General features: G+C 65.7%; 22 protein-coding genes. 13 read left to right on the forward strand and 9 right to left on the reverse strand.

Annotation, left to right across the window (positions count from 1 at the left end; genetic code table 11):
- Positions 1-165: 165 nt before the first annotated feature.
- The 3 genes from serS to surE all read left to right on the forward strand — a co-directional run bounded on the left by serS (position 166) and on the right by surE (position 2,909).
- Positions 166-1,497: a serine--tRNA ligase gene (gene serS, locus E4K65_RS17740; protein ID WP_135175264.1), complete on the forward strand. Its 1,332-nt coding sequence runs from the start codon at positions 166-168 to the stop codon at positions 1,495-1,497.
- A 94-nt stretch (positions 1,498-1,591) separates the two neighbouring features.
- Positions 1,592-1,954 carry a hypothetical protein gene (locus E4K65_RS17745; protein WP_135175265.1) on the forward strand — a complete coding sequence of 121 codons (363 nt, stop codon included), beginning with the start codon at positions 1,592-1,594 and terminating at the stop codon, positions 1,952-1,954.
- 187 nt (positions 1,955-2,141) lie between these two features.
- Entirely contained in the window at positions 2,142-2,909 is a 768-nt protein-coding gene (gene surE, locus E4K65_RS17750) for a 5'/3'-nucleotidase SurE (RefSeq protein WP_027546598.1), read from the forward strand.
- A gap of 3 nt (positions 2,910-2,912) precedes the next feature.
- Here the strand turns inward: surE and E4K65_RS17755 are convergent, their stop codons facing one another.
- A complete protein-coding gene (locus tag E4K65_RS17755; RefSeq protein WP_027546599.1) occupies positions 2,913-3,284 on the reverse strand; it encodes a response regulator in 372 nt (123 codons plus the stop codon).
- An 87-nt stretch (positions 3,285-3,371) separates the two neighbouring features.
- Here E4K65_RS17755 and E4K65_RS47305 point away from each other — a divergent pair, with 87 nt between their 5' ends.
- From E4K65_RS47305 to E4K65_RS17765, 3 genes are all read left to right on the forward strand, one after another.
- On the forward strand, positions 3,372-3,527 hold the full coding sequence (locus E4K65_RS47305; RefSeq protein WP_167770900.1) for a hypothetical protein: 156 nt from the start codon (positions 3,372-3,374) through the stop codon (positions 3,525-3,527).
- A complete protein-coding gene (locus E4K65_RS17760) occupies positions 3,524-4,174 on the forward strand; it encodes a protein-L-isoaspartate(D-aspartate) O-methyltransferase (RefSeq protein WP_027546600.1) in 651 nt (216 codons plus the stop codon). The genes E4K65_RS47305 and E4K65_RS17760 overlap by 4 nt, the downstream gene beginning before the upstream one ends.
- Positions 4,175-4,283: 109 nt before the next feature.
- Positions 4,284-5,681, forward strand: coding sequence for a LysM peptidoglycan-binding domain-containing M23 family metallopeptidase (locus E4K65_RS17765; protein WP_135175266.1), 1,398 nt, complete (start codon positions 4,284-4,286; stop codon positions 5,679-5,681).
- Here the strand turns inward: E4K65_RS17765 and E4K65_RS17770 are convergent.
- Positions 5,641-6,615 carry an AraC family transcriptional regulator gene (locus E4K65_RS17770; protein WP_135175267.1) on the reverse strand — a complete coding sequence of 325 codons (975 nt, stop codon included), beginning with the start codon at positions 6,613-6,615 and terminating at the stop codon, positions 5,641-5,643. The two genes, E4K65_RS17765 and E4K65_RS17770, sit on opposite strands and share 41 nt — an antisense overlap.
- A 102-nt stretch (positions 6,616-6,717) precedes the next feature.
- Between E4K65_RS17770 and E4K65_RS17775 the strand changes: the two genes are divergently transcribed.
- Entirely contained in the window at positions 6,718-7,878 is a 1,161-nt protein-coding gene (locus E4K65_RS17775; RefSeq protein ID WP_135175268.1) for a serine hydrolase domain-containing protein, read from the forward strand.
- Between the two features lie 194 nt (positions 7,879-8,072).
- Here the strand turns inward: E4K65_RS17775 and E4K65_RS17780 are convergent, their stop codons facing one another.
- Positions 8,073-9,065, reverse strand: coding sequence for an ATP-binding protein (locus E4K65_RS17780; RefSeq protein WP_135175269.1), 993 nt, complete (start codon positions 9,063-9,065; stop codon positions 8,073-8,075).
- Positions 9,066-9,246: 181 nt separating this feature from the next.
- On the opposite strand from E4K65_RS17780, the gene yajC reads away from it, so the two are divergent.
- The 6 genes from yajC to E4K65_RS17810 are packed head-to-tail and all read left to right on the forward strand — an operon-like array spanning position 9,247 to position 14,891.
- Positions 9,247-9,615: a preprotein translocase subunit YajC gene (yajC, locus tag E4K65_RS17785; RefSeq protein WP_135175270.1), complete on the forward strand. Its 369-nt coding sequence runs from the start codon at positions 9,247-9,249 to the stop codon at positions 9,613-9,615.
- 47 nt (positions 9,616-9,662) lie between these two features.
- Positions 9,663-11,267 carry a protein translocase subunit SecD gene (gene secD / locus E4K65_RS17790; RefSeq protein WP_135175271.1) on the forward strand — a complete coding sequence of 535 codons (1,605 nt, stop codon included), beginning with the start codon at positions 9,663-9,665 and terminating at the stop codon, positions 11,265-11,267.
- A 10-nt stretch (positions 11,268-11,277) separates the two neighbouring features.
- On the forward strand, positions 11,278-12,297 hold the full coding sequence (gene secF / locus E4K65_RS17795) for a protein translocase subunit SecF (protein ID WP_027546605.1): 1,020 nt from the start codon (positions 11,278-11,280) through the stop codon (positions 12,295-12,297).
- 60 nt (positions 12,298-12,357) lie between these two features.
- Positions 12,358-12,741: an Mth938-like domain-containing protein gene (locus E4K65_RS17800; RefSeq protein WP_027546606.1), complete on the forward strand. Its 384-nt coding sequence runs from the start codon at positions 12,358-12,360 to the stop codon at positions 12,739-12,741.
- Positions 12,738-13,601 (forward strand): phytoene/squalene synthase family protein, encoded by an 864-nt coding sequence (locus E4K65_RS17805; RefSeq protein ID WP_135175272.1) that lies wholly within the window; start codon positions 12,738-12,740, stop codon positions 13,599-13,601. Before E4K65_RS17800 ends, E4K65_RS17805 begins: the two co-directional genes overlap by 4 nt.
- Positions 13,602-13,646: 45 nt before the next feature.
- Positions 13,647-14,891, forward strand: coding sequence for a threonine ammonia-lyase (locus E4K65_RS17810; RefSeq protein ID WP_135175273.1), 1,245 nt, complete (start codon positions 13,647-13,649; stop codon positions 14,889-14,891).
- A 16-nt stretch (positions 14,892-14,907) separates the two neighbouring features.
- On the opposite strand, the gene E4K65_RS17815 is transcribed toward E4K65_RS17810, so the two are convergent.
- The 6 genes from E4K65_RS17815 to E4K65_RS17840 all read right to left on the reverse strand — a co-directional run bounded on the left by E4K65_RS17815 (position 14,908) and on the right by E4K65_RS17840 (position 20,075).
- Positions 14,908-16,086, reverse strand: coding sequence for an aminotransferase class V-fold PLP-dependent enzyme (locus E4K65_RS17815; protein WP_135175274.1), 1,179 nt, complete (start codon positions 16,084-16,086; stop codon positions 14,908-14,910).
- Between the two features lie 25 nt (positions 16,087-16,111).
- A complete protein-coding gene (locus E4K65_RS17820; protein ID WP_135175275.1) occupies positions 16,112-16,525 on the reverse strand; it encodes a GFA family protein in 414 nt (137 codons plus the stop codon).
- A 92-nt stretch (positions 16,526-16,617) separates the two neighbouring features.
- Positions 16,618-17,175: a CAP domain-containing protein gene (locus tag E4K65_RS17825; RefSeq protein WP_167770901.1), complete on the reverse strand. Its 558-nt coding sequence runs from the start codon at positions 17,173-17,175 to the stop codon at positions 16,618-16,620.
- 91 nt (positions 17,176-17,266) lie between these two features.
- Positions 17,267-18,361 carry a serine/threonine protein kinase gene (locus E4K65_RS17830; RefSeq protein ID WP_167770902.1) on the reverse strand — a complete coding sequence of 365 codons (1,095 nt, stop codon included), beginning with the start codon at positions 18,359-18,361 and terminating at the stop codon, positions 17,267-17,269.
- Between the two features lie 7 nt (positions 18,362-18,368).
- Positions 18,369-19,796, reverse strand: a complete 1,428-nt coding sequence (gene trmFO, locus E4K65_RS17835) for a methylenetetrahydrofolate--tRNA-(uracil(54)-C(5))-methyltransferase (FADH(2)-oxidizing) TrmFO (RefSeq protein ID WP_135175278.1) — start codon at positions 19,794-19,796, stop codon at positions 18,369-18,371.
- Between the two features lie 126 nt (positions 19,797-19,922).
- Positions 19,923-20,075, reverse strand: a complete 153-nt coding sequence (locus E4K65_RS17840; protein ID WP_007590701.1) for a DUF1127 domain-containing protein — start codon at positions 20,073-20,075, stop codon at positions 19,923-19,925.
- Positions 20,076-20,343: the final 268 nt, after the last annotated feature.

Consider the following 20,343-nt stretch of genomic DNA (forward strand, 5'->3'; position numbering starts at 1 on the left):
GAGCGGGGAATCCAGTACGCCCGGGCCTCTCGGAGAATCACTGGCGTCGCTGGAATACTGGATCATCCGCCTTCGCGGATGATGACAGCCGTGCTAGGAGACGCGCTATTGCAAACCTACAACGTTCGCTGTTGTAGGTTTACACGCTGATCCAGGACCACGGCCATGCACGACATCAAATCGATCCGCGACAATCCGCAAGCCTTCGACGCCGGTCTCGCCCGGCGTGGCCTGAAGCCGTTGTCGGCGTCGCTGCTGGCGATCGACGAGAAGCGGCGCGCGGCGATCCTGGCCTCCGAGCAGGCGCAGGCGCGGCGCAATGCGGCTTCCAAGGAAATCGGCGACGCCAAGAAGGCCAAGGACGAGGCGCGCGCGGCCAAGCTGATGGCCGAGGTCGCCGAGCTCAAGACCACGATGCCGGAGCTCGAAGCCGATGCGAAAGCCGCAGACGAGGAGCTTGCCACGGCGCTGTCGGCGATCCCCAATCTGCCGCTCGGCGAAGTGCCCGACGGAGTCGACGAGCACGGCAATGTGCAACGCCATGTCTTCGGCAACCGGCGCAACTACGCGTTTGCGCCCAAACCCCATGATGATCTCGGCGGCGCGCTCGGTGACATGGATTTCGAGACGGCGGCAAAGCTCTCCGGCGCGCGCTTCGTCGTGCTGAAGAAGGGGCTGGCGCGGCTCGAACGCGCGCTCGGCCAGTTCATGCTGAATCTGCACATCGACGAGCACGGCTATACCGAGATCAATCCGCCGCTGCTGGTCCGCAACGAGATCATGTTCGGCACGGGACAATTGCCGAAATTCGAGGACGACCAGTTCTGGGCGATCAAGGGCGAATTGCTCGCCGCACCCGATCTGGAGCGGCTGCGGACGGAGCGTCTCGGCATCATTCCGACAGCGGAGGTGGCGCTCACCAACCTCGTCCGAGAATCCATCCTCGATGAGAAGCAGCTGCCGATGCGGTTGACTGCGCTGACGCCGTGTTTTCGCGCGGAGGCGGGCGCCGCAGGGCGTGATACCCGAGGCATGATCCGCCAGCACCAGTTCACCAAGGTCGAGCTGGTGTCGATCACGACGCCGGAGACCAGCAAGGACGAGCACGAGCGGATGCTGGCATGCGCCGAGGAAGTGCTGCGCCGGCTCGATCTGCATTACCGCGTAATGACGCTGTGCACGGGAGACATGGGCTTCTCGTCGCAAAAAACCTATGACATCGAGGTCTGGATGCCCGGGCAGGGCGAGGGCGGCGCGTTCCGCGAGATCTCGAGCTGCTCGGTTTGCGGTGACTTCCAGGCCCGCCGCATGGACGCCCGCTCGCGCGGTCCGGACGGCAAGCCACGATTCGTGCACACGCTGAACGGCTCCGGCACCGCGCTTGGCCGCGCGCTGATCGCCGTGATGGAGACCTATCAGCAGGAGGACGGCTCGATCGCCGTCCCCAGCGTGCTCCAGCCTTACATGGGCGGCCTGAAGGTGATCTCGCGCGACTGAGGCGTATTGCTCGCTGAAACGCAGAAACGTTTGGTTGCGAAGATCAGGCGGCCGGTTATCCTGACGGCCACCCGTCAATACGAAACCACCGTTCATGGCCTTGCACCGCGATATCTTCTGGATCGGCAGACAATGGGCGGTGACAGGTACCGGCATCCAGGCCGTCGACCAGCGCCTGCGCGGCGTGCTCGACATCGACATCGCGCGGCTCTGGGACGAGGATCTCGTGCAGAGCCGGCGAGCCAAGCCCGGCGTAAATGCTGCGGATTTCGACAAGGCGCTGACGGTGGCACGCGAGCGTTTTCCGCAGACGCCAGCGTCAGATCCGATCGTTGCACAGCTGGAGGCGCTCGGCGTGGTCGAGACTCCTGTCGTCAGTCCGGTCGTACCGGCGATGAAGCTGCGTGCCGAAGGCAGGCTCGCACGCTTCCTGCCGCAATGGCGCATCCGTTGCTAGTCGAATACGGCGTCGGGCTCGAATAGGTCGGCGTCATCCGGAAGCAAGCCCCGGGAACCGATTTCGGCCGGTTGCTGCGCCGCGGCAACGAGCGGGATCACAGACGAGACCTGCGCGGCGACCGGTTTGCCTGATCGGTCGCAGCCGGATAAGACGGCTCAGACCCCTTCAGGAATCGACCTTTCGCATGCGCATTCTCTGCACCAATGACGACGGCATTCACGCTCCCGGCCTCAAGGTCGTGGAGGAGATCGCAAGGGCGTTGTCCGACGACGTCTGGGTGGTGGCGCCCGAGCTCGACCAGTCCGGCGTGTCACATTCGCTGTCGCTGAACGATCCCTTGCGCCTGCGCGAGGTCGGGCCGCGGCACTTCGCCGTGCGCGGCACCCCGACCGACTGCGTCATCATGGGCGCGCGCCATATCCTCGGCACCAAGCCGCCAGATCTCGTGCTGTCGGGCGTCAACAAGGGCCGCAACGTCGCCGAGGACGTGGTCTATTCCGGCACCATCGCCGGCGCGCTGGAGGGCACCATCCTGGGGTTGCCGTCGTTCGCGCTGTCGCAGGAGTTCAGCGTCGAGACCCGCGAGCGGCCGCCGTGGGACACCGCGCTCAAGTTCGGCCCCGACATCCTGCGCAAGGTGATGGCCGCCGGCATCCCGAAGGACACTGTCATCAACGTCAACTTCCCGTCCTGCGCGCCGGAGGACGTGCTCGGCATTCGCGTCACGCGCCAGGGCAAGCGCAATCTCGGCTTCCTCAGGATCGACGAGCGCAGGGACGGCCGCAACAATCCCTATTTCTGGATCGGCTTCGAGCGCGCCGCGATGATGGATACGCCCGCTGAGGGCACTGATCTGGCGGCGCTACGCGAGCGCTACGTCTCGGTCACGCCGCTCAGGCTCGACCGGACCAACGAAGCGTTTTCCGAAGCGCTGGGTGCGGCCCTGAAGTAGCGGCTAGCCGCCGCGAAGGGCGGCCTCGATGGTCTTGCCGAGCGCGTCGAGCTGGAACGGCTTCTGGAGCGCCGGCCGGTCGCGATACTGCTCGGGCAGGCCGGAGGAGCCGTAGCCGGTGGCGAAGATGAACGGGCAGCCCTTGGCCTTGATCAGGTCGGCGACCGGGGAGATCACCTTGCCGTTGACGTTGACGTCGAGGATGGCGATGTCGAACTGGGTTGCTTCGGCGAGCCGCATCGCTTCGGGGATATCGCCGGCTTCGGCTGCGATCTTGTAGCCGAGCTCTTCCAGCATGTCCGCGACCATCATCCTGATCATCACCTCGTCTTCGACGAGGAATACAGAGCGGCCGGAAAGCCCTGTCGCGGTCATTGTCGGTGAGTCCTTGCCCATTCCCGAAAACGTTCGCAGATAACGTGAATCGACGCAATGCGCGTTTCGGCGAACGGACACCTGAAAATGGCTTTCGCGGCCAATCCGCTGCAAGCCAATTTGTGGTCAAATACCTCAGCGAAAGGCTATCATGAGTTCCTGAGCAGGAACAAGATTCCCGCCGCAGCCTTGAGCTCCGCAAGCGACGATCCGGACCTGACGAGACAACACTGGCAGCAATGACGTCCCACCAGCACCCGCACGAAAAGATGATGTTTCAGCTCACGCTGAGGCGTCGGGGCATCAGCGATCAGGCGGTGCTGCGAACCATGGAGGAGGTGCCGCGCGAGCTGTTCGTCGACGAGGCCGATCGCGAGGGGGCCTATCGTGACAGCGCGCTGCCGATCGCGTGCGGGCAGACCATCAGCCAGCCCTTTGTCGTCGCCTACATGACCGAGCAACTCCAGCTCCAGAAGCGGCACCGCGTGCTCGAGATCGGCGCGGGCTCCGGCTATCAGGCCGCCGTGCTGTCGCGGCTCGCAGGCCAGGTGCTGACGGTCGAGCGCTATCGCAAGCTTGCGGACGCCGCACGCGCCAGGCTTGAGAAGCTCGACTATCACAATGTCGAGGTGATGCTGGGCGACGGTCTCAACCTGCCTGCCAACATCGGCCCGTTCGACCGCATCATCGTCACCGCCGCGATGGAGCAGATTCCGGAGAACCTGGTCGAGCGGCTCGAGGTCGGCGGCATCCTGATCGCGCCCGTCGGGCCGCATCAGGGGGTGCAGACGCTGATCCGTCTGACCCGCAGCCCGAACGGGATCGACCGCAAGGAACTCGTGGAGGTCCGTTTCGTGCCGGCGCTGCCCGGCGTGGCGCGGGAGCTGTAGATTTCCGGATTGGCTGTGCTGCCAACATCTTATTGGGAGGGTTAAGCCGTTATTTACTCGGCGCGTGTTTACTTAAAAGACCAGTTCTGTTGCGTACGAGTGAGTAACCATGTCTGTCGTCGCCGAGTTGCTTTACTCGCGCCGCGTACCGCAGGTCGCGGTGCTGGCGCTGATCTCCGTTAGCTTCGCAGGGTGCAGCGCCGACATGTCGTCGCGGCTGTCCCAGTCGAACTTCTCCAATCCCTTCTCGACTGAATCGACCGGTTCGGTGCAGCAGGCGCAGCCACCGCAGCGTGAGCTGCCGCAATATTCTCGGCCGCAGACGCAGCCCGGTTATTATCAGTCGCAGCCCTTGCCGCCGCCCGCGGTGTCCGCGCCGCAATCCTATCCCGTTGCGGCGGGTGGCGGGGTGTCCGGTGGCGGGCGTGGCGTCGGCTCCTACGCGCCCCCGGCGCAGCCGCGTCTGGAGACCACGGCCACCGTGCCGTCGCGCTCGGTCGCGGCCGCCCAGCCGGCCGGTGGGACCAAGATCATCGTCGGCACCAGCGACACGCTCGACGTGCTCGCCAAGCGCTATCACGTCACGCCGCAGGCGATCCTCGCCGCCAACGGCTACAAGGGTCCGCGCACGCTCTCGCCCGGCCAGCAGCTGATCATCCCGCATCCGGGCGCGACCGCGGCTGCACCTGCGCCGGCGCTGGCTCCCGTCGCAGCGGCTCCCGCGATGGCGCCGGCAGCCAAGCCGGTTGCGGCCGTTGCCGCGCCGCCGAGCACGCACTTCGTCAACCACGGCGACACGCTCGCCAGCATCGCCCGCAAGAACCATATCTCGGCGGCTGAGCTGGCCCGCGCCAACGGCCTCGATCCGTCCGCCAAGCTCAAGCTCGGAACCAGGCTGACCGTGCCGGGTGCAAAGACCGCCGCTGTCGCAGCGCCAGTTGCTGCTGCGCCGGTCGCGGCTGCTCCGGTTGCAGGTACGTTGCAGCCCGTCGCGGCCGCTCCGGCGCCCGCGATGAAGATGGCCGCCGCCGCGCCGGTGCAGAGCGCGCGCCTGGCCCAGGCCACGGCCAATGTCGAAGAGAAGCCCGCCGAGACGCCGGCGAAGGCTGCGGAGGCCACCGGCGCGCTGCCGACCTTCCGTTGGCCGGTGCGCGGCAAGGTGGTCACGAGCTACGGCGCCAAGACCAACGGCAAGTCCAATGACGGCATCAATCTCGCGGTGCCCGAGGGTACGCCGGTCAAGGCGGCTGAAGACGGCGTCGTCGCTTATTCCGGCAACGAGCTGAAAGGGTACGGCAATCTGGTCCTGGTTCGGCACTCCAACGGCTACGTCACCGCATATGCCCATGCGAGTGAGCTGTTGGTGAAGCGCGGCGATACCATCAAGCGCGGTCAGGTCATTGCCAAGTCGGGTCAATCCGGGGAGGTGGCGTCGCCGCAGCTCCACTTCGAGATCCGTAAAGGATCTAATCCGGTTGACCCGCTTCAATTCCTGAACGGGGCGTGAGCGGGGAAGCCGCAACGCCGGATCGTTGAAGGTCGGCAAAGCGCGACGGTGGGCAACCCACCGATCGCGCGAATGCCGTGCTGAACGCGCTTGTGGACTGATAGCCGCATTCGAACGCCACTTCCGCCAAGCGCGCTTCGCCTGCGCGCAGCATGTCCTTTGCGATCGCCATCCGCCATTCCGTGAGATAGTCGATGGGCGCAAGCCCAACGATGCGGGCAAAGCGATCGGCAAACACCGAGCGCGACATGCCGGCGATGTCAGCCAGTTGCGCAACGGTCCAGCTCCGCTTCACCTCGGCATGAACCGCGTTCAGCGCCAGCGCGAGCCGGGGATCGGCGAGGCCGGCGAGTAGACCGGGCCGCATCTCTGAGGTCCAGGACCCATCGTTCCGGATCACCTCGACCAGCAGCAGTTCGAGCAACCGGTCGAGTGCGAGTGCACGTCCCGGCCGCTGCGACCGGGCTTCATAGGCAATGGCATCGAGCACGCCTTGCAATCGCGCGGCAGCGGGATCCGCGGCGTTGATGGCAACGATGTCGGGCAGCACGCGGCGGCCGAGCGCGATGTTGGTGTCGTCGAAGCGGAAGTGACCGCCGAGCAACCGGAGCAGTGGGCCAGCATCGTTCGTGCCGACCTGGTGAGCGTGGAAGTCGGTCGGCGTGTTCGGCCTCGTAAAGTCCACCGGCGCGACATCAGCACCGGTCTGCAAGCTCCAGACAGGCGGGGCGGCAAGAAAGACGAAATCGCCATCGCTGAGCTCGCGCTGGTCCCGGCCGGGATAGCCAAAAGTGCAGCGGCCGCTTTCGATCAGGCAAAACGCTGCACCCGTATGGCTCGGAAAGCGCGCCGCCCAGGGGCCGCGCGCCTCCAGCTGCTTCCAAAGCAGCCCGCGGGGCCGGAGCAGGGCGATGGTCTGGCTCAAGGGGTCCATTCCGGACGATCTCGCATCAAATCAGGTCGATCGATGATAGATCGTCCGGATTGGGAGAGATAGTCTGCTCGTCAGCAAGATCAACTGGGAGACCCGCAGGGGATGTCAGACACATCCGAGCCTGAAGCCGCCGACCTCTCGAACTGGCGAAGCTCGCCCCACAGCCGCTGGGCCTTTCGCAACGTGCCGCGCCTGCTGCCGGTCGCCGATATCGCCGCGTCGTCGCAGCCGATGCCTCTTCCGCAAAAGCCGTTCGCGTTCGAGCGCTTTGGCCTCGCCGATGGCAGCGGCGGCCCGCTTGGGTTCGACGATGTCCTCAAGGCGACGGATACGGACGGGCTCGTCGTCCTGCATCGTGGATGCATCGTTCACGAGAGCTATCGCCACGGCCTGACACCGCACACGCCGCACATCATCATGTCCGCGAGCAAGTCGATCGTCGGGCTGATCGCGGGGATTCTCGCCGGCGAAGGCACGCTCGACATCGACGCGCCGGTGTCGGCATACGTGCCCGAGATCGCCGCGACCGCCTACGCGCATGCGACGCTGCGGCATCTCCTCGACATGCGCGCAGGCGTCGTGCTCGACGAGCGGCAGGCGAGGGCCTATGCGATCGCGACCAACTGGGAGCCGCTTGCGGCAACCGAGACGCCGATCGGCTTATCGGATTTCTTTCGCGGTCTCGACGTCGCGCCGCGACCGCACAGCGGGCCGTTCCGCTACGTCTCCGCCAACACCGATCTGCTGGGATGGGCGATCGAGCGCGCCACCGGGCAGTCCTTTGCCTCGCTCATAAGCGAGCGTCTGTGGCAGCCGATGGGCGCCGAGGATCGCGCCTTCCTTGCCGTCGATCGCGATGGACTGCCACGCTGCACCGGCGGGATCTGCGCGACGCTGCGCGACTTCGCGCGTGTGGGACAACTAATGCTCGCCGGCGGGCATCTCGACGGCCGCCAGATCATTCCGCGCGCATGGCTCGACGACATCGCTGAAGATGGCGACCGCGCGGCCTGGGCGCAGGGCGAATTCGCGGCAGGTTTTGGCGGCCGTACCATGAGCTATCGCAGCGGCTGGTACGTCGTCCACGACCAGCCGGGGATGCTGTTTGCGATGGGAATCCATGGACAGAATCTGTTCGTCGATCGCGCGAACCAGATCGTGATCGCGAAGCTGTCGTCGCAGCATCTGCCGATCGACCCCAGGGTCGTTGGCCTGACGCATCGTGCGGTCGGGGAGATGCGGAGGTGTTTGAGCGAGGGGTGAGGCCGTCCCGCTGTCATTGCGAGCGCAGCGAAGCAATCCAGAGTCCCTCCGCGGAAAGATTCTGGATTGCTTCGCTACGCTCGCAATGACGAGTATCCCAGAGGCAGTGACGCGATACTGAGAAGCCGCGGCGTACTGGATTCCCCGCCTGCGCGGGGAATGACAGTTGGGTTTGGGGCGCGAGTTTTCGCGCCTTACTTCCCCGCCAGCTTCACACCCAGCCGTCCCGCAAGCTCCTGCACGAACTGCCAGGCGACGCGGCCCGAGCGCGAGCCGCGCGTCGTCGACCATTCCAGCGCCTCGCGCTCCAGCGCCTCATCGTCCATCTTGATGCCGAAATGGCCGCAATAGCCGCGCACCATGGCGAGATATTCGTCCTGGCTGCAGCGGTGGAAGCCGAGCCAGAGGCCGAAGCGATCCGACAGCGACACCTTCTCCTCGACCGCTTCGCCGGGATTGATCGCGGTCGAGCGCTCGTTCTCGATCATCTCGCGCGCCAGCAGGTGGCGGCGGTTGGAGGTGGCGTAGAGGATGACGTTCTCGGGCCGGCCCTCGATGCCGCCTTCGAGCACGGCCTTGAGCGATTTGTACGAGGCGTCATTGCCGTCGAAGGAGAGGTCGTCGCAGAACACGATGAAGCGGAAGGACGAGGCGCGCAGCTGTTCCATCAGCGCGGGCAAAGTCTCGATGTCCTCGCGGTGGATCTCGATCAGCTTCAATTTGTCGGCCGGCTTGCGGTCCGCATTGATGCTGGCATGCGCGGCCTTCACCAGCGACGACTTGCCCATGCCGCGCGCGCCCCAGAGCAGGGCGTTGTTGGCGGGCAGGCCGCCTGCGAAGCGCTCGGTGTTTTCCATCAGGATGTCGCGCATCCGGTCGACGCCCTTGAGGAGGAACAGCTCGACGCGGCTGACCCGCGGTACCGCCGAGAGGCGTTCGTCGGGGTGCCAGACATAGGCGTCCGCCCGCTCGAACGATTCGGGTTCGGCGGCCGGATTGCCCTGGGCGGAAAGGTGCGCCGCAATGGTCTCGAGGGCGCGGACGATCCGCTCCTGGGTGAGGTCTGGGGCTGCCTTGCTGATTGCCTTGGCGGCTGCCGTGGGGCGTTTTGCCGCGACGCGGGCAGGCTTCCTGGCAGGGGTACGGGGGCCTTTGCCGGCCGGGCTTTTGCTTGGTTTTTTGGGCATGTCCGAAGTTCCTGAGAATGCAGCCTTATCGGGCCTGACGGCGCGCCGCAAGGTGGCCAAAAGGGCGGTCTGGCAGCGTTGCAATTGGGGCGGTGGCCGCTATAGTCCGCGCGAATTTGACCGAGCCGGTCGCCTTTGAGGGCCTGACCGGCCTTCCCCCGTTGTCACGAGGATCGTCCGAATGCTGATTACCCCTGCGTATGCCCAGGCCGCGGGCGCCGGCGACACCAACAGCATGTTGATGTCGCTGCTGCCGTTCGCCCTGATCTTCGTGATCATGTACTTCCTGATTCTGCGTCCGCAGCAGAAGAAGGTCCGTGACCACGCCGACCTCGTGAAGAACATCCGTCGCGGCGACACCGTCGTGACCTCGGGCGGCCTCGTCGGCAAGGTCACCAAGGTCGTCGACGACGACCAGATCGAGTTCGAGATTTCCGATGGCGTCCGCGTACGGCAGATGCGCCAGATGATCTCCGGCGTGCGCGCCAAGGGTGAGCCGGCCAAGGATAGCGCGAAGGAAGCCGCCAAGGACGACGCCGCGTCGAAGTGATCGCTTCCGCGAGCATCTCAAGTCTCCTGATCTGACAGGTCCAGTCGATGTTGTATTTCACGCGGTGGAGAGCGCTCGGGATTATCCTGACGGCGCTGATCGTGTGCCTCTGCGCGGTCCCGAACTTCTTCCCCGAGGCGCAGGTCAAGACCTGGCCCGCCTGGGCGCAGCGCCGGCTCGTGCTCGGCCTCGACCTCCAGGGCGGCTCCTATCTGCTGCTCGAGGTCGATTCCAACTATGTGAAGAAGGAGAGGCTGGACCAGGTCCGCGATGACGTTCGCCGGACGCTGCGCGACGCCAAGATCGGGTTCACCGGCGGCGTCACCGTGCGCAACGACGCGGCCGAGGTTCGCATCACCAAGGAAACCGACGTCCAGCCGGCGCTCGCCAAGCTGCGCGAATTGTCCCAGCCGCTCGGCGGTCTGATGGGCTCCAGCGGTCAGCGCGACCTTGAAGTGACCGACGCCGGTGGCGGCGTTATCCGCCTGAGCATCCCGCAGGCCGCGATGCTCGACCGCATGCGCAAGACGATCGAGCAATCGATCCAGATCGTCGAGCGCCGCGTCAACGAGCTCGGCACCGTCGAGCCCGTCATCCAGCGCCAGGGCAACGACCGCATCCTGGTGCAGGTCCCCGGTCTTCAGGACCCGACCCGCCTGAAGGAACTGCTGGGCAAGACCGCGAAGATGGAATTCCGCATGGTCGACACCTCCGTGCCGCCGGATCAGGCGCAGCAGGGCAGGTTGCCGCCGGAATCCGATCTCCTGATGAGCGCCTCGCCACCGCCCACGCCTTACGTGGTCAAGAAGCAGGTGCTGGTCGCCGGCGGCGATCTGACCGACGCCCAGGCGAGCTTCGACCAGCGCACCGGTGAGCCGGTCGTCAGCTTCAAGTTCAACACATCTGGCGCACGCAAGTTCTCGCAGGCGACGCAAGAGAACGTGGGGCTGCCCTTCGCCATCGTGCTCGACAACAAGGTGATCTCGGCGCCCGTCATCCGCGAGCCGATCACCGGCGGCCAGGGCCAGATTTCCGGCAATTTCACCGTGCAATCGGCCAACGATCTCGCGATCCTCCTGCGCGCCGGCGCGCTGCCGGCGCCGCTGACGGTTGTCGAGGAGCGCACCGTCGGTCCGGGCCTCGGCCAGGACTCGATCGAGAAGGGCGAGCTTGCGGCTTACGTCGGCTCGATCCTGGTCATCATCTTCATGCTGGTGACCTATCGCCTGTTCGGGGTGTTCGCCAACATCGCGGTGGCCATCAACGTCGCCATGATCTTCGGCCTGTTGTCGCTGCTCAACGCCACGCTGACGCTGCCCGGCATCGCCGGTATCGTGCTCACCGTCGGCATCGCTGTGGACTCCAACGTGCTGATCTACGAGCGCATCCGCGAGGAGCTGCGCGGCGGCCGCAACGCGATCTCGGCGATCGATGCCGGCTTCAAGCGGGCGCTCGCGACCATCCTCGATTCCAACATCACCACCTTCATTGCCGCCGCGGTGTTGTTCTACATCGGCACCGGCCCGGTGCGCGGCTTCGCCGTGACGCTCGGTATCGGCATCATCACCACGGTGTTCACCGCCTTCACCCTGACCCGGCTGATCGTCGCCGGGTGGGTGCGGTGGAAGCGGCCGCAGAGCGTGCCGATCTAGGAGCCTGATTGTGAATCACACCGTTCTCATCGGGCTCGGCGTCCTCATCGCCATTCTCACCGTGGTCGCGGCCCTCGGCTTGCTGCCGTCGTTGCGCATCGTCCCGGACAACACGCATTTCGACTTCACGCGATTCCGCCGTATCAGCTTCCCGATCTCGGCGGCGCTGTCGATCGTCGCCATCACGCTGTTCTTCACCCACGGCCTGAACCTCGGTATCGACTTCAAGGGCGGCACGTTGCTGGAGGTGCGGGCCAAGTCCGGCGCCGCCGACATCGCGGCGATGCGCACGACGCTGGATGGCTTGCGTCTGGGCGAGGTCCAGCTCCAGCAATTCGGCGGGCCCGAGAACGTCCTGATCCGCGTCGCGGAGCAGCCGGGCGGCGATACCGCCCAGCAGGCGGCCGTGCAGAAGGTCCGTACCGCGCTCGGCGATTCCATCGAGTACCGCCGCGTCGAGGTGCTCGGTCCGCGCGTCGCCGGTGAGCTCTTGGCCTACGGCATGCTCGGCCTGATGCTCGCGATCGTCGCGATCCTGATCTATCTCTGGTTCCGCTTCGAATGGCAGTTCGCGCTCGGCGCCATGATCGCCAACGTGCACGACATCGTGCTCACGATCGGCTTCATGTCGATCAGCCAGGTCGATTTCGACCTGACCAGCATCGCCGCGCTGCTCACCATTCTCGGCTATTCGCTCAACGACACCGTCGTCATCTACGACCGTATCCGAGAAATGCTGCGGCGTTACAAGAAGATGCCGATGCCGCAGCTGCTCAACGAGTCCATCAACTCGACGCTGTCGCGCTCGATCATCACCCACGTCACGGTGACGCTGGCGTTGCTGGCGCTCCTCCTGTTTGGCGGTCACGCCATCCACAGCTTCACCGCGGTGATGATGTTCGGCGTGGTGCTGGTCGGCACCTACACCTCGATCTTCATCGCGGCGCCGATCCTGATCTATCTCGGCGTCGGCGAGCATCGCGAAGATGCGCCCGATACGGCTACGCCGGCGAAGAAAAACAAGGCATGATCCGAACCGCACGCCCTCGCACGCGTTTGCGAGGGCAGTAAGCCCATTCGGACCAAGCTCATGACCGGCGATCCCAACGCACCGCATTTTCCGCGCTCGGCGCCGATCGAGGCCTATGGCAAGGGCGGCTTCGCCTTTGCCGGCATGTCGCACCGGGGATCGCTGCTCTGTCTGCCCGATGCGATCTGGGCCTGGGATGTGACGGACCCCGCGAAGATCGATCGCTATTCGCTGGATCGGGTCTTCGCGGCCGCCAACAGCATCGACACGCTCCTGATCGGCACCGGAACCGGGGTCTGGCTGCCGCCGCCGGCGCTGCGGCAGGCCCTGAAGGCGGTGAGGGTGGTGCTGGACACCATGCAGACCGGCCCGGCCGTGCGTACCTACAACATCATGATCGGCGAACGACGCCGCGTTGCGGCCGCGCTGATCGCCGTGCCATGAGCAGCGCTGCACCTCCGCCCGATTCCGTCGCCTTCTGCGCCGATCTCGTGCGCAGCCACGACTTTCCGCGCTATGTCGCGACCCTGTTCGCACCCGCCGCCGAGCGCCGTGCGCTGCTCGCGCTCTATGCCTTCAATGTCGAGATCGTCCGGGTCCGCGACCAGGTGAGCCAGCCCTTGCCCGGCGAAATCCGCCTGCAATGGTGGACCGACATGCTCTCCGGCCATGTCCATGGCAGCGCCGAGGGCAATCCGGTGGCGGCCGAGCTGCTGCGCGCGATCCGCGATTTCGACCTGCCGGTCGAGCCGCTGTCGCTGCTCGCCGACGAGCACCAGTTCGATCTCTACAACGATCCGATGCCGACCATGGCGGCGCTGGAAGGCTATCTGGCTGCGACCTGTTCGGCGTTGTTCGCCCTCGCTGCGCGGATCATGGGGCCGCCGTCGGATGCGGTCGAGCATCTTGCCCGTCATGCCGGGCTGGCGCAGGGCATCGTGCAGGTCATCGCCAATCTGCCGCGCGATGCCGCGCACCGGCAGCTGTTCCTGCCGCAGCAGGTGCTGGCGAGCCACAATTGCAACATCGAGGATGTGTTCGCCAGCAAGGAGACGCCCAGTCTCCATGCGGTGCTCGAACAGCTTGCGGGTGAAGCCCGGCAGCATGTGACGACGGCCTCGTCGCTGCTCGCGCAGCTGCCGTCGTCAATGCGGCCGGCGTTCCTGCCGCTGAGCCAGGCGCAGGCCGATCTGAAGCGCCTGTCGCGTCCGGGACGCAATCCGTTCACGCCGCAGCCTTCGTCGCGGCTGCGCACGCTGTGGACGCTGTGGCGGGCTTCACGTTCCCGGGAATTTACCAAATAGCGGTTGGCTTGTCGCCCGCGCCGGGCAAATGCTCTATGCTGTCCCATGGCTGACTTGTCCCAAACCAATTCCTCCGATCTCAGCGGCCTTCCGGTCGCGCCTAGCGACATTCACGCGGCCGCCGAGACCATCCGGGGTGCCGTCGTCGAGACGCCCTGTAGCTACAGCCGCACGCTGAGCAATATCTGCGGCTGCGACATCTGGCTCAAATTCGAGAACCTCCAGTTCACCTCCTCGTTCAAGGAGCGCGGCGCGCTCAACCGCCTCACGGCACTGACCCCGGAGGAGCGTGCACGCGGCGTCATCGCCATGTCGGCGGGCAACCACGCGCAGGGCGTCGCCTATCACGCCAGGCGGCTCGGCATTCCCGCCACCATCGTGATGCCGGTCGGCACGCCCATGGTGAAGGTCGAGAACACGAAGCACCACGGCGCGGAGGTGGTGGTGACGGGCGCAACGCTGGAGGAGGCGGCCGCGTTCGCGCGTAGCCACGGCGAAGCTCACGGCATGATCTTCGTCCACCCTTACGACGATCCGCTTGTCATCGCGGGGCAGGGCACCGTCGGGCTGGAGATGTTGAAGGCGGTGCCGGAGCTCGACACGCTGGTCGTCCCGATCGGCGGCGGCGGCCTGATCAGCGGCATCGGCATTGCCGCGAAATCGATCAAGCCATCGCTGCGGATTCTGGGCGTCGAGGCCTGGCTCTATCCCTCGATGTACAATGCCATCCATGACGGCAATCTGCCCGCGCGCGGCGATACGCTCGCCGAGGGCATCGCGGTGAAATCGCCGGGCAAGATCACGACTGAAATCGTCCGGCGCCTCGTCGACGACATCGCGCTCGTCAACGAGGCCGAGCTCGAGCGCGCGCTCGCGACCCTGATCTCGATCGAGAAGACGGTCGTCGAGGGCGCCGGCGCCGCCGGCCTCGCCGCGCTGATGTCCGATCCGTCCCGCTTTGCCGGCCAGAAGGTCGGCCTGGTGCTGAGCGGCGGCAATATCGACACGCGGCTGATCGCCTCCGTCCTGACCCGCGAACTGGCGCGCGAGGGGCGGCTGACCCAGCTGTCGCTCGATATCCCCGACCGGCCCGGCCAATTGGCCGCAGTGGCTGCGCTGCTGGCCGAGGCTGGCGCCAACATCATCGAGGTCTCGCATCAGCGGACCTTCTCCGACCTGCCGGCCAAGGCGACGCTGCTGCAGCTCGTGATCGAGACCCGCGACAGCGCCCATCTCGACGAGGTCATGGCGAGGCTCAGTGCATCCGGATTGAGCGCGCGCTGCACCTGAGCGCGCGGCCGTCCCGTTATCGCGGCGTCAGGCCCGCGAGGTGGCCGATCAGCCGGTCGATCTCGGCTTCGGTGTTGTAGTAGTGCGGGGAGGCGCGCACGAGCGGCGGCAGCGCCCGGATCTCTGCGTCAATGCGGGTGCTCGACGGATGTGAAGCACCGATGGTGATGCCGGCGGCAGCGGCACTGCCGACAATCGCGTCCGCCTCATATCCGTCCATCGTGAAGCTGACGATGGCGCCTGGTGTGCGTCCGAGGTCGCGAATTGTGATGCCGCGAACGGAGGCGAGTCCGCCCCGAAGGCGGTCCGCCAGCAGGCGGCAGCGCTGCTCGATAGCCCCCATGCCGATATCGAGCGCGTAGTCGACGGCAGCGCCGAGCCCGAGCCGCGCTGCGTAGTTGTTCTCCCAGGTCTCGAAACGGCGCGCATCGTCGCGGAGGCGATATTGGTCACGCGAGACCCAGGGCGCCGCGAAGTGATCGATCATCGGCGGCTCGAGCCGTTGCAGCAGCTCGCGGCGGACATAGAGAAAGCCGGTGCCGCGCGGGCCGCGCAGGAATTTGCGCCCCGTCGCCGACAGCATGTCGCAGCCGATGGCTTCGACGTCGACCGCCATCTGGCCGACCGCCTGGCAGGCGTCGAGCAGATAGGGAATGCCGTGCGCCCGCGCGATCTTGCCGACGGCCGCGGCGGGGTTGACCAGCCCGCCATTGGTCGGAACCCAGGTGATGGCGATCAGCTTCACGCGCTCGTCGATCATGCGTTCGAGCGCGTGGATGTCGAGCTCCCCGCGGGGATCGCTCGGCACGACCTCGATGACCGCGCCTGTGCGCCTGGCGACCTGAAGAAACGCGACATAGTTGGCTGCGTACTCCGCCTCGGCGGTCAGGATGCGATCGCCTTTGCGGAATGAAAGCGCATAGAACGCCATCTGCCAGGCAATTGTCGCGTTCTCCAGAAGCGCGATCTCATCGGGCGCGGCATTCAGCAGGCGGCCTACCGAGCCGTAGACTGAATCAAGCCGGCGCGCCTCGCGGTCGGCGGCGGCATAGCCTCCGATCTCGCTCTCGAGGTCGATATGCCCCTTCATTGCCGCGACGACGGCGGCCGGCATGAGAGCCGCGCCCGCGTTGTGGAGATACGCCAGCCGCTCAGCAGCCGGTGTGTCGGCGCGTATTCGGTCGATGTCGATCAAATGGGGCTCTCGTGCTTTGGCCGCGTCAATGCGGCATCTCTTCGAACTGCGGCAGGTGGAGCGGCGTATTCCAGGACATGCGACGCTTGGTGAACATCTCGAGCTTCGGCGCGACCAGGTCGGGCCGGTCGAGGCTTCCCAACTGAACGAAGACCGTTTTGGGGAAACTGTCGAGGTTCGAGCTGAACACCCGCGAGCCGCATTCGGGGCAGAAGTTTCGGTCGAGGCCTTTGCCGGAGTTCGCGACGTAGTGAAAGGCCTTCGGCTTGCCGTTGAGAAGCGTGAAGTCATCCTCCGGCACGGCAAAGAAAGTTGCCATCTCGCCGCCTGAGGCGCGCTTGCAGTCGTTGCAATGACAATTGGCGATGAAGGACGGATCGGTGTCGAATTCGAACTTGATGGCGCCACAGGCGCATTGAGCGGTGTATTTTTTGGCCATTGATCGCCTCGAATTGGTCCAAGACAGCGGCGGGGCCATATTGGCTGGCCGCAGAAGCGCGCGCAACGGTGCTTGCCGCGCAGCGTCTCGTCTCAGATGCAGAGGCTGAGCAGCTTGATGTGGCACTCGCTGGATTTTGGCTTCTTCGCGGGCGCGGCCTCGCGCTTCACGGCAACCAGCGGTTCCTTGTCCTTCTTGCCTTTGCTCTTGCCCTTCGGCTCGTAGTCGCCCGCGATCACCATGGCCCAATAGGTGCGCTTGCCGCTGGAAGTTTTGGCGCTTGCAATGCCGACGCGGGAGGCGTTGTGCAGCAAGAGGTTCTTGCGATGCCCGGACGAGTCGATCCACTGGCCGAGCGTCTTCTCGAAATTGTCGTAGCCATAGGCGATGTTCTCGGCTGCGCGCCCCGCGCCGGCCGGTGCGACGCGGCGGTTGAACGGTCCGAGAGCGTCGTGGCTGAGGTCGTCCTTCGCCGCCATCGCGCGCGCCTGGTCCATGGCGATGCGGTCGAGGGTTGAATCGCGGACGACGCGGACTTCACCGTTCTTGAGGCGAAAGCTGGAGATCAGCTCGGCCGGGGATTCGGCCATCGCGGGCGCGGCTGCGAACAGGAGAAGGCCAGCGATCACGCCGCCAACCACACGATGCATCATCATCCCCCGAATGCCCATGACCTGCCGCCCGAATGATCCGATCGCTTCTCTATCGCCAATGTGGACGCTTCAAGGCGCGCGTCGTCCGTCAGCCCGCCGGCAGGTCCGCCTCGAAATTGAAGCGGTCGCGCAGGTTCTTGCGCTGCTCCAGGATGTCCTTGAGGAAAGCGCGGTCCTGGTCGTTCTTCATCATCGGCTCGATCAGGTCGAGCTGGTTCATGGCGACCAGTTGCAGGATCTCGGTGCGCGGCTTGCCGCTGGTGTCGCGCGGCAATGCATGCACCACCTGGATGTGTTCCGGCGGCTTTGGACCCTTGGCGGCCGAAAGCTCGCTCCGAAGCTCGCCTTCAAGCGTGGCCAGATCGGCCTCGACGAAGGCATAGAGCCCGACGCCGGAGCGGCGGTCGGCAAAGGCGACGATGGCGGTGTCGCGCACGGCGGGATTCTTGCGGATCAGCTCCGCCAGCACAGGCGCGTCGTTGACGAGCCTGCGGCCGCCGCCCTCGCGGTCGGTGAAGTTGAACAGACCGCGCGTGATCGCCCGGTAGACCTTCTTGCCGGTGGCGAGCCACAGGCTCGCGGCAAATGATTTCTTCGCCAGGATCTTGCGCTCGCGCGGCGTCAGCGCCTCGGGCGCGTAGGAACGCTTGTGCTTGAGCAGGTGCCGCAGGTCCTCATAGGCGAGGATGCGATAGAGCCGGCCGCGGCGTGCAAAGCAGGCGGCGAGCTGGAAGTCGGTCACATAGGCGTGGCCGTCGCGGCCGACCAGCCAGTTCTGCTCCTTGGCAAGGTCGTTGTGGCAGATGCCGGCGCGGCGGAGCCGGCGCAGCGCCGCCTTGGCCGAGCGGAAATAGGCGAGGTCGCCATGCGGTTTGGCCAGGTGCAGCGCGACGCCGTCGACGAAGCCGCGCACCAGAGCCCGGCGTCCGGCCCACAGCAGCTCGGGACCGACATTCAGGCCCTTGGCGAGGGCGAGCGCATGCTTCTCGCGCGCGAACAGGTGGCGGGCCAGCAGAAACGACCACCACGGCACCTCATCCAGCCGGCGCAGCACCGCATCGACCTCGCCGTTGCCGGCACGAAAGCGGCCGCGCTCGACGGTCGAGAACACGTCGCGCTTGAGCAGGACGCCCTCGGTCCATCGCGCCGAGAGCGTCGCGGCGTCGTCTTTGGGGAGGCTCATCGACAACTCACGCGGCTGCGGCGATGCGCAGGTGATCGGCGATCCAGCGATCGAGATCGGCGAGCGCCAGTGCACTCATCGCCTGCTTCTTGGCCACCGTCTTCTCGTTGCCGCGCAGGCGCGTGCCGTCGGGCTTCTTCGTCGGAGCGCTCGCAAGCGGCGGGAACAGGCCGAAATTGATGTTCATCGGCTGGAACGAGCGCGTGCCGGGCTCGATGGTCTCGATATGGCCGCCGGTGATGTGGCCGAGCAGCGATCCCAGCGCGGTCGTAGCAGGCGGGCTCGCCAGTGTCTCGCCACGGGCATCGGCCGCCGCGTAGAGACCGGCGATCAGGCCGACGCTGGCGGACTCCACATAGCCCTCGCAGCCCGTCATCTGGCCGGCAAAGCGCAGCCGCGGCTGCGCACGCAGCCGCAGCTGGCCGTCGAGCAGTTTGGGCGAGTTGAGGAAGGTATTGCGATGCAGGCCGCCGAGGCGGGCGAATTCGGCCTTCTCCAGCCCGGGAATGGTGCGGAAGATGCGCTGCTGCTCGCCGTATTTCAGCTTCGTCTGGAAGCCGACGATGTTGTAGAGCGTGCCGAGCTTGTTGTCCTGGCGCAGCTGCACGATCGCGTAGGCTTTCGTCGTGGGATCGTGTGGATTGGTGAGGCCGACCGGCTTCATCGGACCATGGCGCAGCGTCTCGGGGCCGCGCTCCGCCATCACCTCGATCGGCAGGCAGCCGTCGAAATAGGGCGTGTTGGTCTCCCACTCCTTGAACTCGGTCTTCTCGCCGGCGATCAGCGCGGCGACGAAGCCGTCATACTGCTCCTTGGTCATCGGGCAGTTGATGTAGTCGGCGCCGTTGCCGCCAGGGCCGACCTTGTCGTAGCGCGACTGGAACCACGCGACCGACATGTCGATGGATTCGCGATGCACGATCGGCGCGATCGCGTCGAAGAAGGCGAGTGCGTTCTCGTCGGTCAATTCGCGGATGGCGTCGGCAAGGGGCGCGGAGGTGAGGGGGCCGGTCGCAACGATGACGTTGCTCCAGTCGGCCGGCGGCAGGCCTGCGATCTCGCCGCGGGCGATCTCGATCAGGGGATGCTCGTTCAGCGCCTTGGTGACGGCCGCCGAAAAACCGTCACGATCGACCGCCAGCGCGCCGCCGGCGGGCACCTGGTTGGCATCGGCCGCGCGCATGATCAGCGAGCCGAGGCGGCGCATCTCCGCATGCAGCAGGCCGACGGCGTTGTTGGCGGCGTCGTCCGAGCGGAACGAATTGGAGCAGACGAGTTCGGCGAGCCCGTCGGTGCGGTGCGCCTCGGTCATGCGGTCGGGCCGCATCTCGTGCAGCACCACGGGCACGCCGGATTTGGCCAGCTGCCAGGCGGCTTCCGAGCCGGCAAGGCCCGCGCCGATCACGTGCACAATGTTGGAATGGGGTCCTGTCATGGGGCGGACAGGTAGCGCTTTTCGGCGGTCAGTGGAATCGCCGAGATCGAGTTTTCTGCCTTCAGGAACGACAACGCCCGCACGAGGCGGGCGCTATCGGTTCGTCCGGTGAAGGGCTGAACGATATCAGCCCTGATACTGACCGGCGGCAACGCGCGGGATGTCCGAGCGATCGAGGCCGATGTCGGCCAGTTCGCGATCGCTGAGCTGGGACAGCTCGGCAACATTGCGCTGATAGTCCCGGAAAGCCTGGATCATGCGGATGAGCGAGAGCAGCATTGGTAGTCTCCTGTAGTTCGATTCAGCCCTTGCCCGGGCCTCATCGTTGAAATGAATATAGGTGAGAGTGGTGCAGTGCGAAAGTTCCGATGTTGCGATGCAGCTAAGCGAAGAACGCATAGCATCGGTAAGGGGCGATTAACCTCTTGGCAGTCCCGCCCAACAGCTGGGCGTTAGATGTTGCAGATCACAATAAAAGCCCGTGAAATCACGGATTTATGAAAGAATCTGCGGTTCCGATGGTGATGGAAATAAGGTGCATTCTCGC

The sequence above is a fragment of the Bradyrhizobium niftali genome (genome assembly GCF_004571025.1).
Classification (GTDB): Bacteria; Pseudomonadota; Alphaproteobacteria; order Rhizobiales; family Xanthobacteraceae; genus Bradyrhizobium; species Bradyrhizobium niftali.

Bases quoted from the DNA above. Each gene is read 5' to 3' on its own strand.
- E4K65_RS17765 (WP_135175266.1), top strand. From the start codon at position 4,284: ATGTCTGTCGTCGCCGAGTTGCTTTACTCGCGCCGCGTACCGCAGGTC.
- yajC (WP_135175270.1), top strand. From the start codon at position 9,247: ATGCTGATTACCCCTGCGTATGCCCAGGCCGCGGGCGCCGGCGACACC.
- E4K65_RS17820 (WP_135175275.1), bottom strand. From the start codon at position 16,525: ATGGCCAAAAAATACACCGCTCAATGCGCCTGTGGCGCCATCAAGTTC.
- E4K65_RS17800 (WP_027546606.1), top strand. From the start codon at position 12,358: ATGACCGGCGATCCCAACGCACCGCATTTTCCGCGCTCGGCGCCGATC.
- E4K65_RS17805 (WP_135175272.1), top strand. From the start codon at position 12,738: ATGAGCAGCGCTGCACCTCCGCCCGATTCCGTCGCCTTCTGCGCCGAT.
- E4K65_RS17745 (WP_135175265.1), top strand. From the start codon at position 1,592: ATGGCCTTGCACCGCGATATCTTCTGGATCGGCAGACAATGGGCGGTG.
- E4K65_RS47305 (WP_167770900.1), top strand. From the start codon at position 3,372: ATGGCTTTCGCGGCCAATCCGCTGCAAGCCAATTTGTGGTCAAATACC.
- E4K65_RS17760 (WP_027546600.1), top strand. From the start codon at position 3,524: ATGACGTCCCACCAGCACCCGCACGAAAAGATGATGTTTCAGCTCACG.
- secD (WP_135175271.1), top strand. From the start codon at position 9,663: ATGTTGTATTTCACGCGGTGGAGAGCGCTCGGGATTATCCTGACGGCG.
- E4K65_RS17810 (WP_135175273.1), top strand. From the start codon at position 13,647: ATGGCTGACTTGTCCCAAACCAATTCCTCCGATCTCAGCGGCCTTCCG.
- E4K65_RS17825 (WP_167770901.1), bottom strand. From the start codon at position 17,175: ATGCATCGTGTGGTTGGCGGCGTGATCGCTGGCCTTCTCCTGTTCGCA.
- E4K65_RS17830 (WP_167770902.1), bottom strand. From the start codon at position 18,361: ATGAGCCTCCCCAAAGACGACGCCGCGACGCTCTCGGCGCGATGGACC.
- E4K65_RS17770 (WP_135175267.1), bottom strand. From the start codon at position 6,615: ATGGACCCCTTGAGCCAGACCATCGCCCTGCTCCGGCCCCGCGGGCTG.
- trmFO (WP_135175278.1), bottom strand. From the start codon at position 19,796: ATGACAGGACCCCATTCCAACATTGTGCACGTGATCGGCGCGGGCCTT.
- surE (WP_027546598.1), top strand. From the start codon at position 2,142: ATGCGCATTCTCTGCACCAATGACGACGGCATTCACGCTCCCGGCCTC.
- E4K65_RS17780 (WP_135175269.1), bottom strand. From the start codon at position 9,065: ATGCCCAAAAAACCAAGCAAAAGCCCGGCCGGCAAAGGCCCCCGTACC.
- E4K65_RS17840 (WP_007590701.1), bottom strand. From the start codon at position 20,075: ATGCTGCTCTCGCTCATCCGCATGATCCAGGCTTTCCGGGACTATCAG.
- E4K65_RS17775 (WP_135175268.1), top strand. From the start codon at position 6,718: ATGTCAGACACATCCGAGCCTGAAGCCGCCGACCTCTCGAACTGGCGA.
- serS (WP_135175264.1), top strand. From the start codon at position 166: ATGCACGACATCAAATCGATCCGCGACAATCCGCAAGCCTTCGACGCC.
- E4K65_RS17755 (WP_027546599.1), bottom strand. From the start codon at position 3,284: ATGACCGCGACAGGGCTTTCCGGCCGCTCTGTATTCCTCGTCGAAGAC.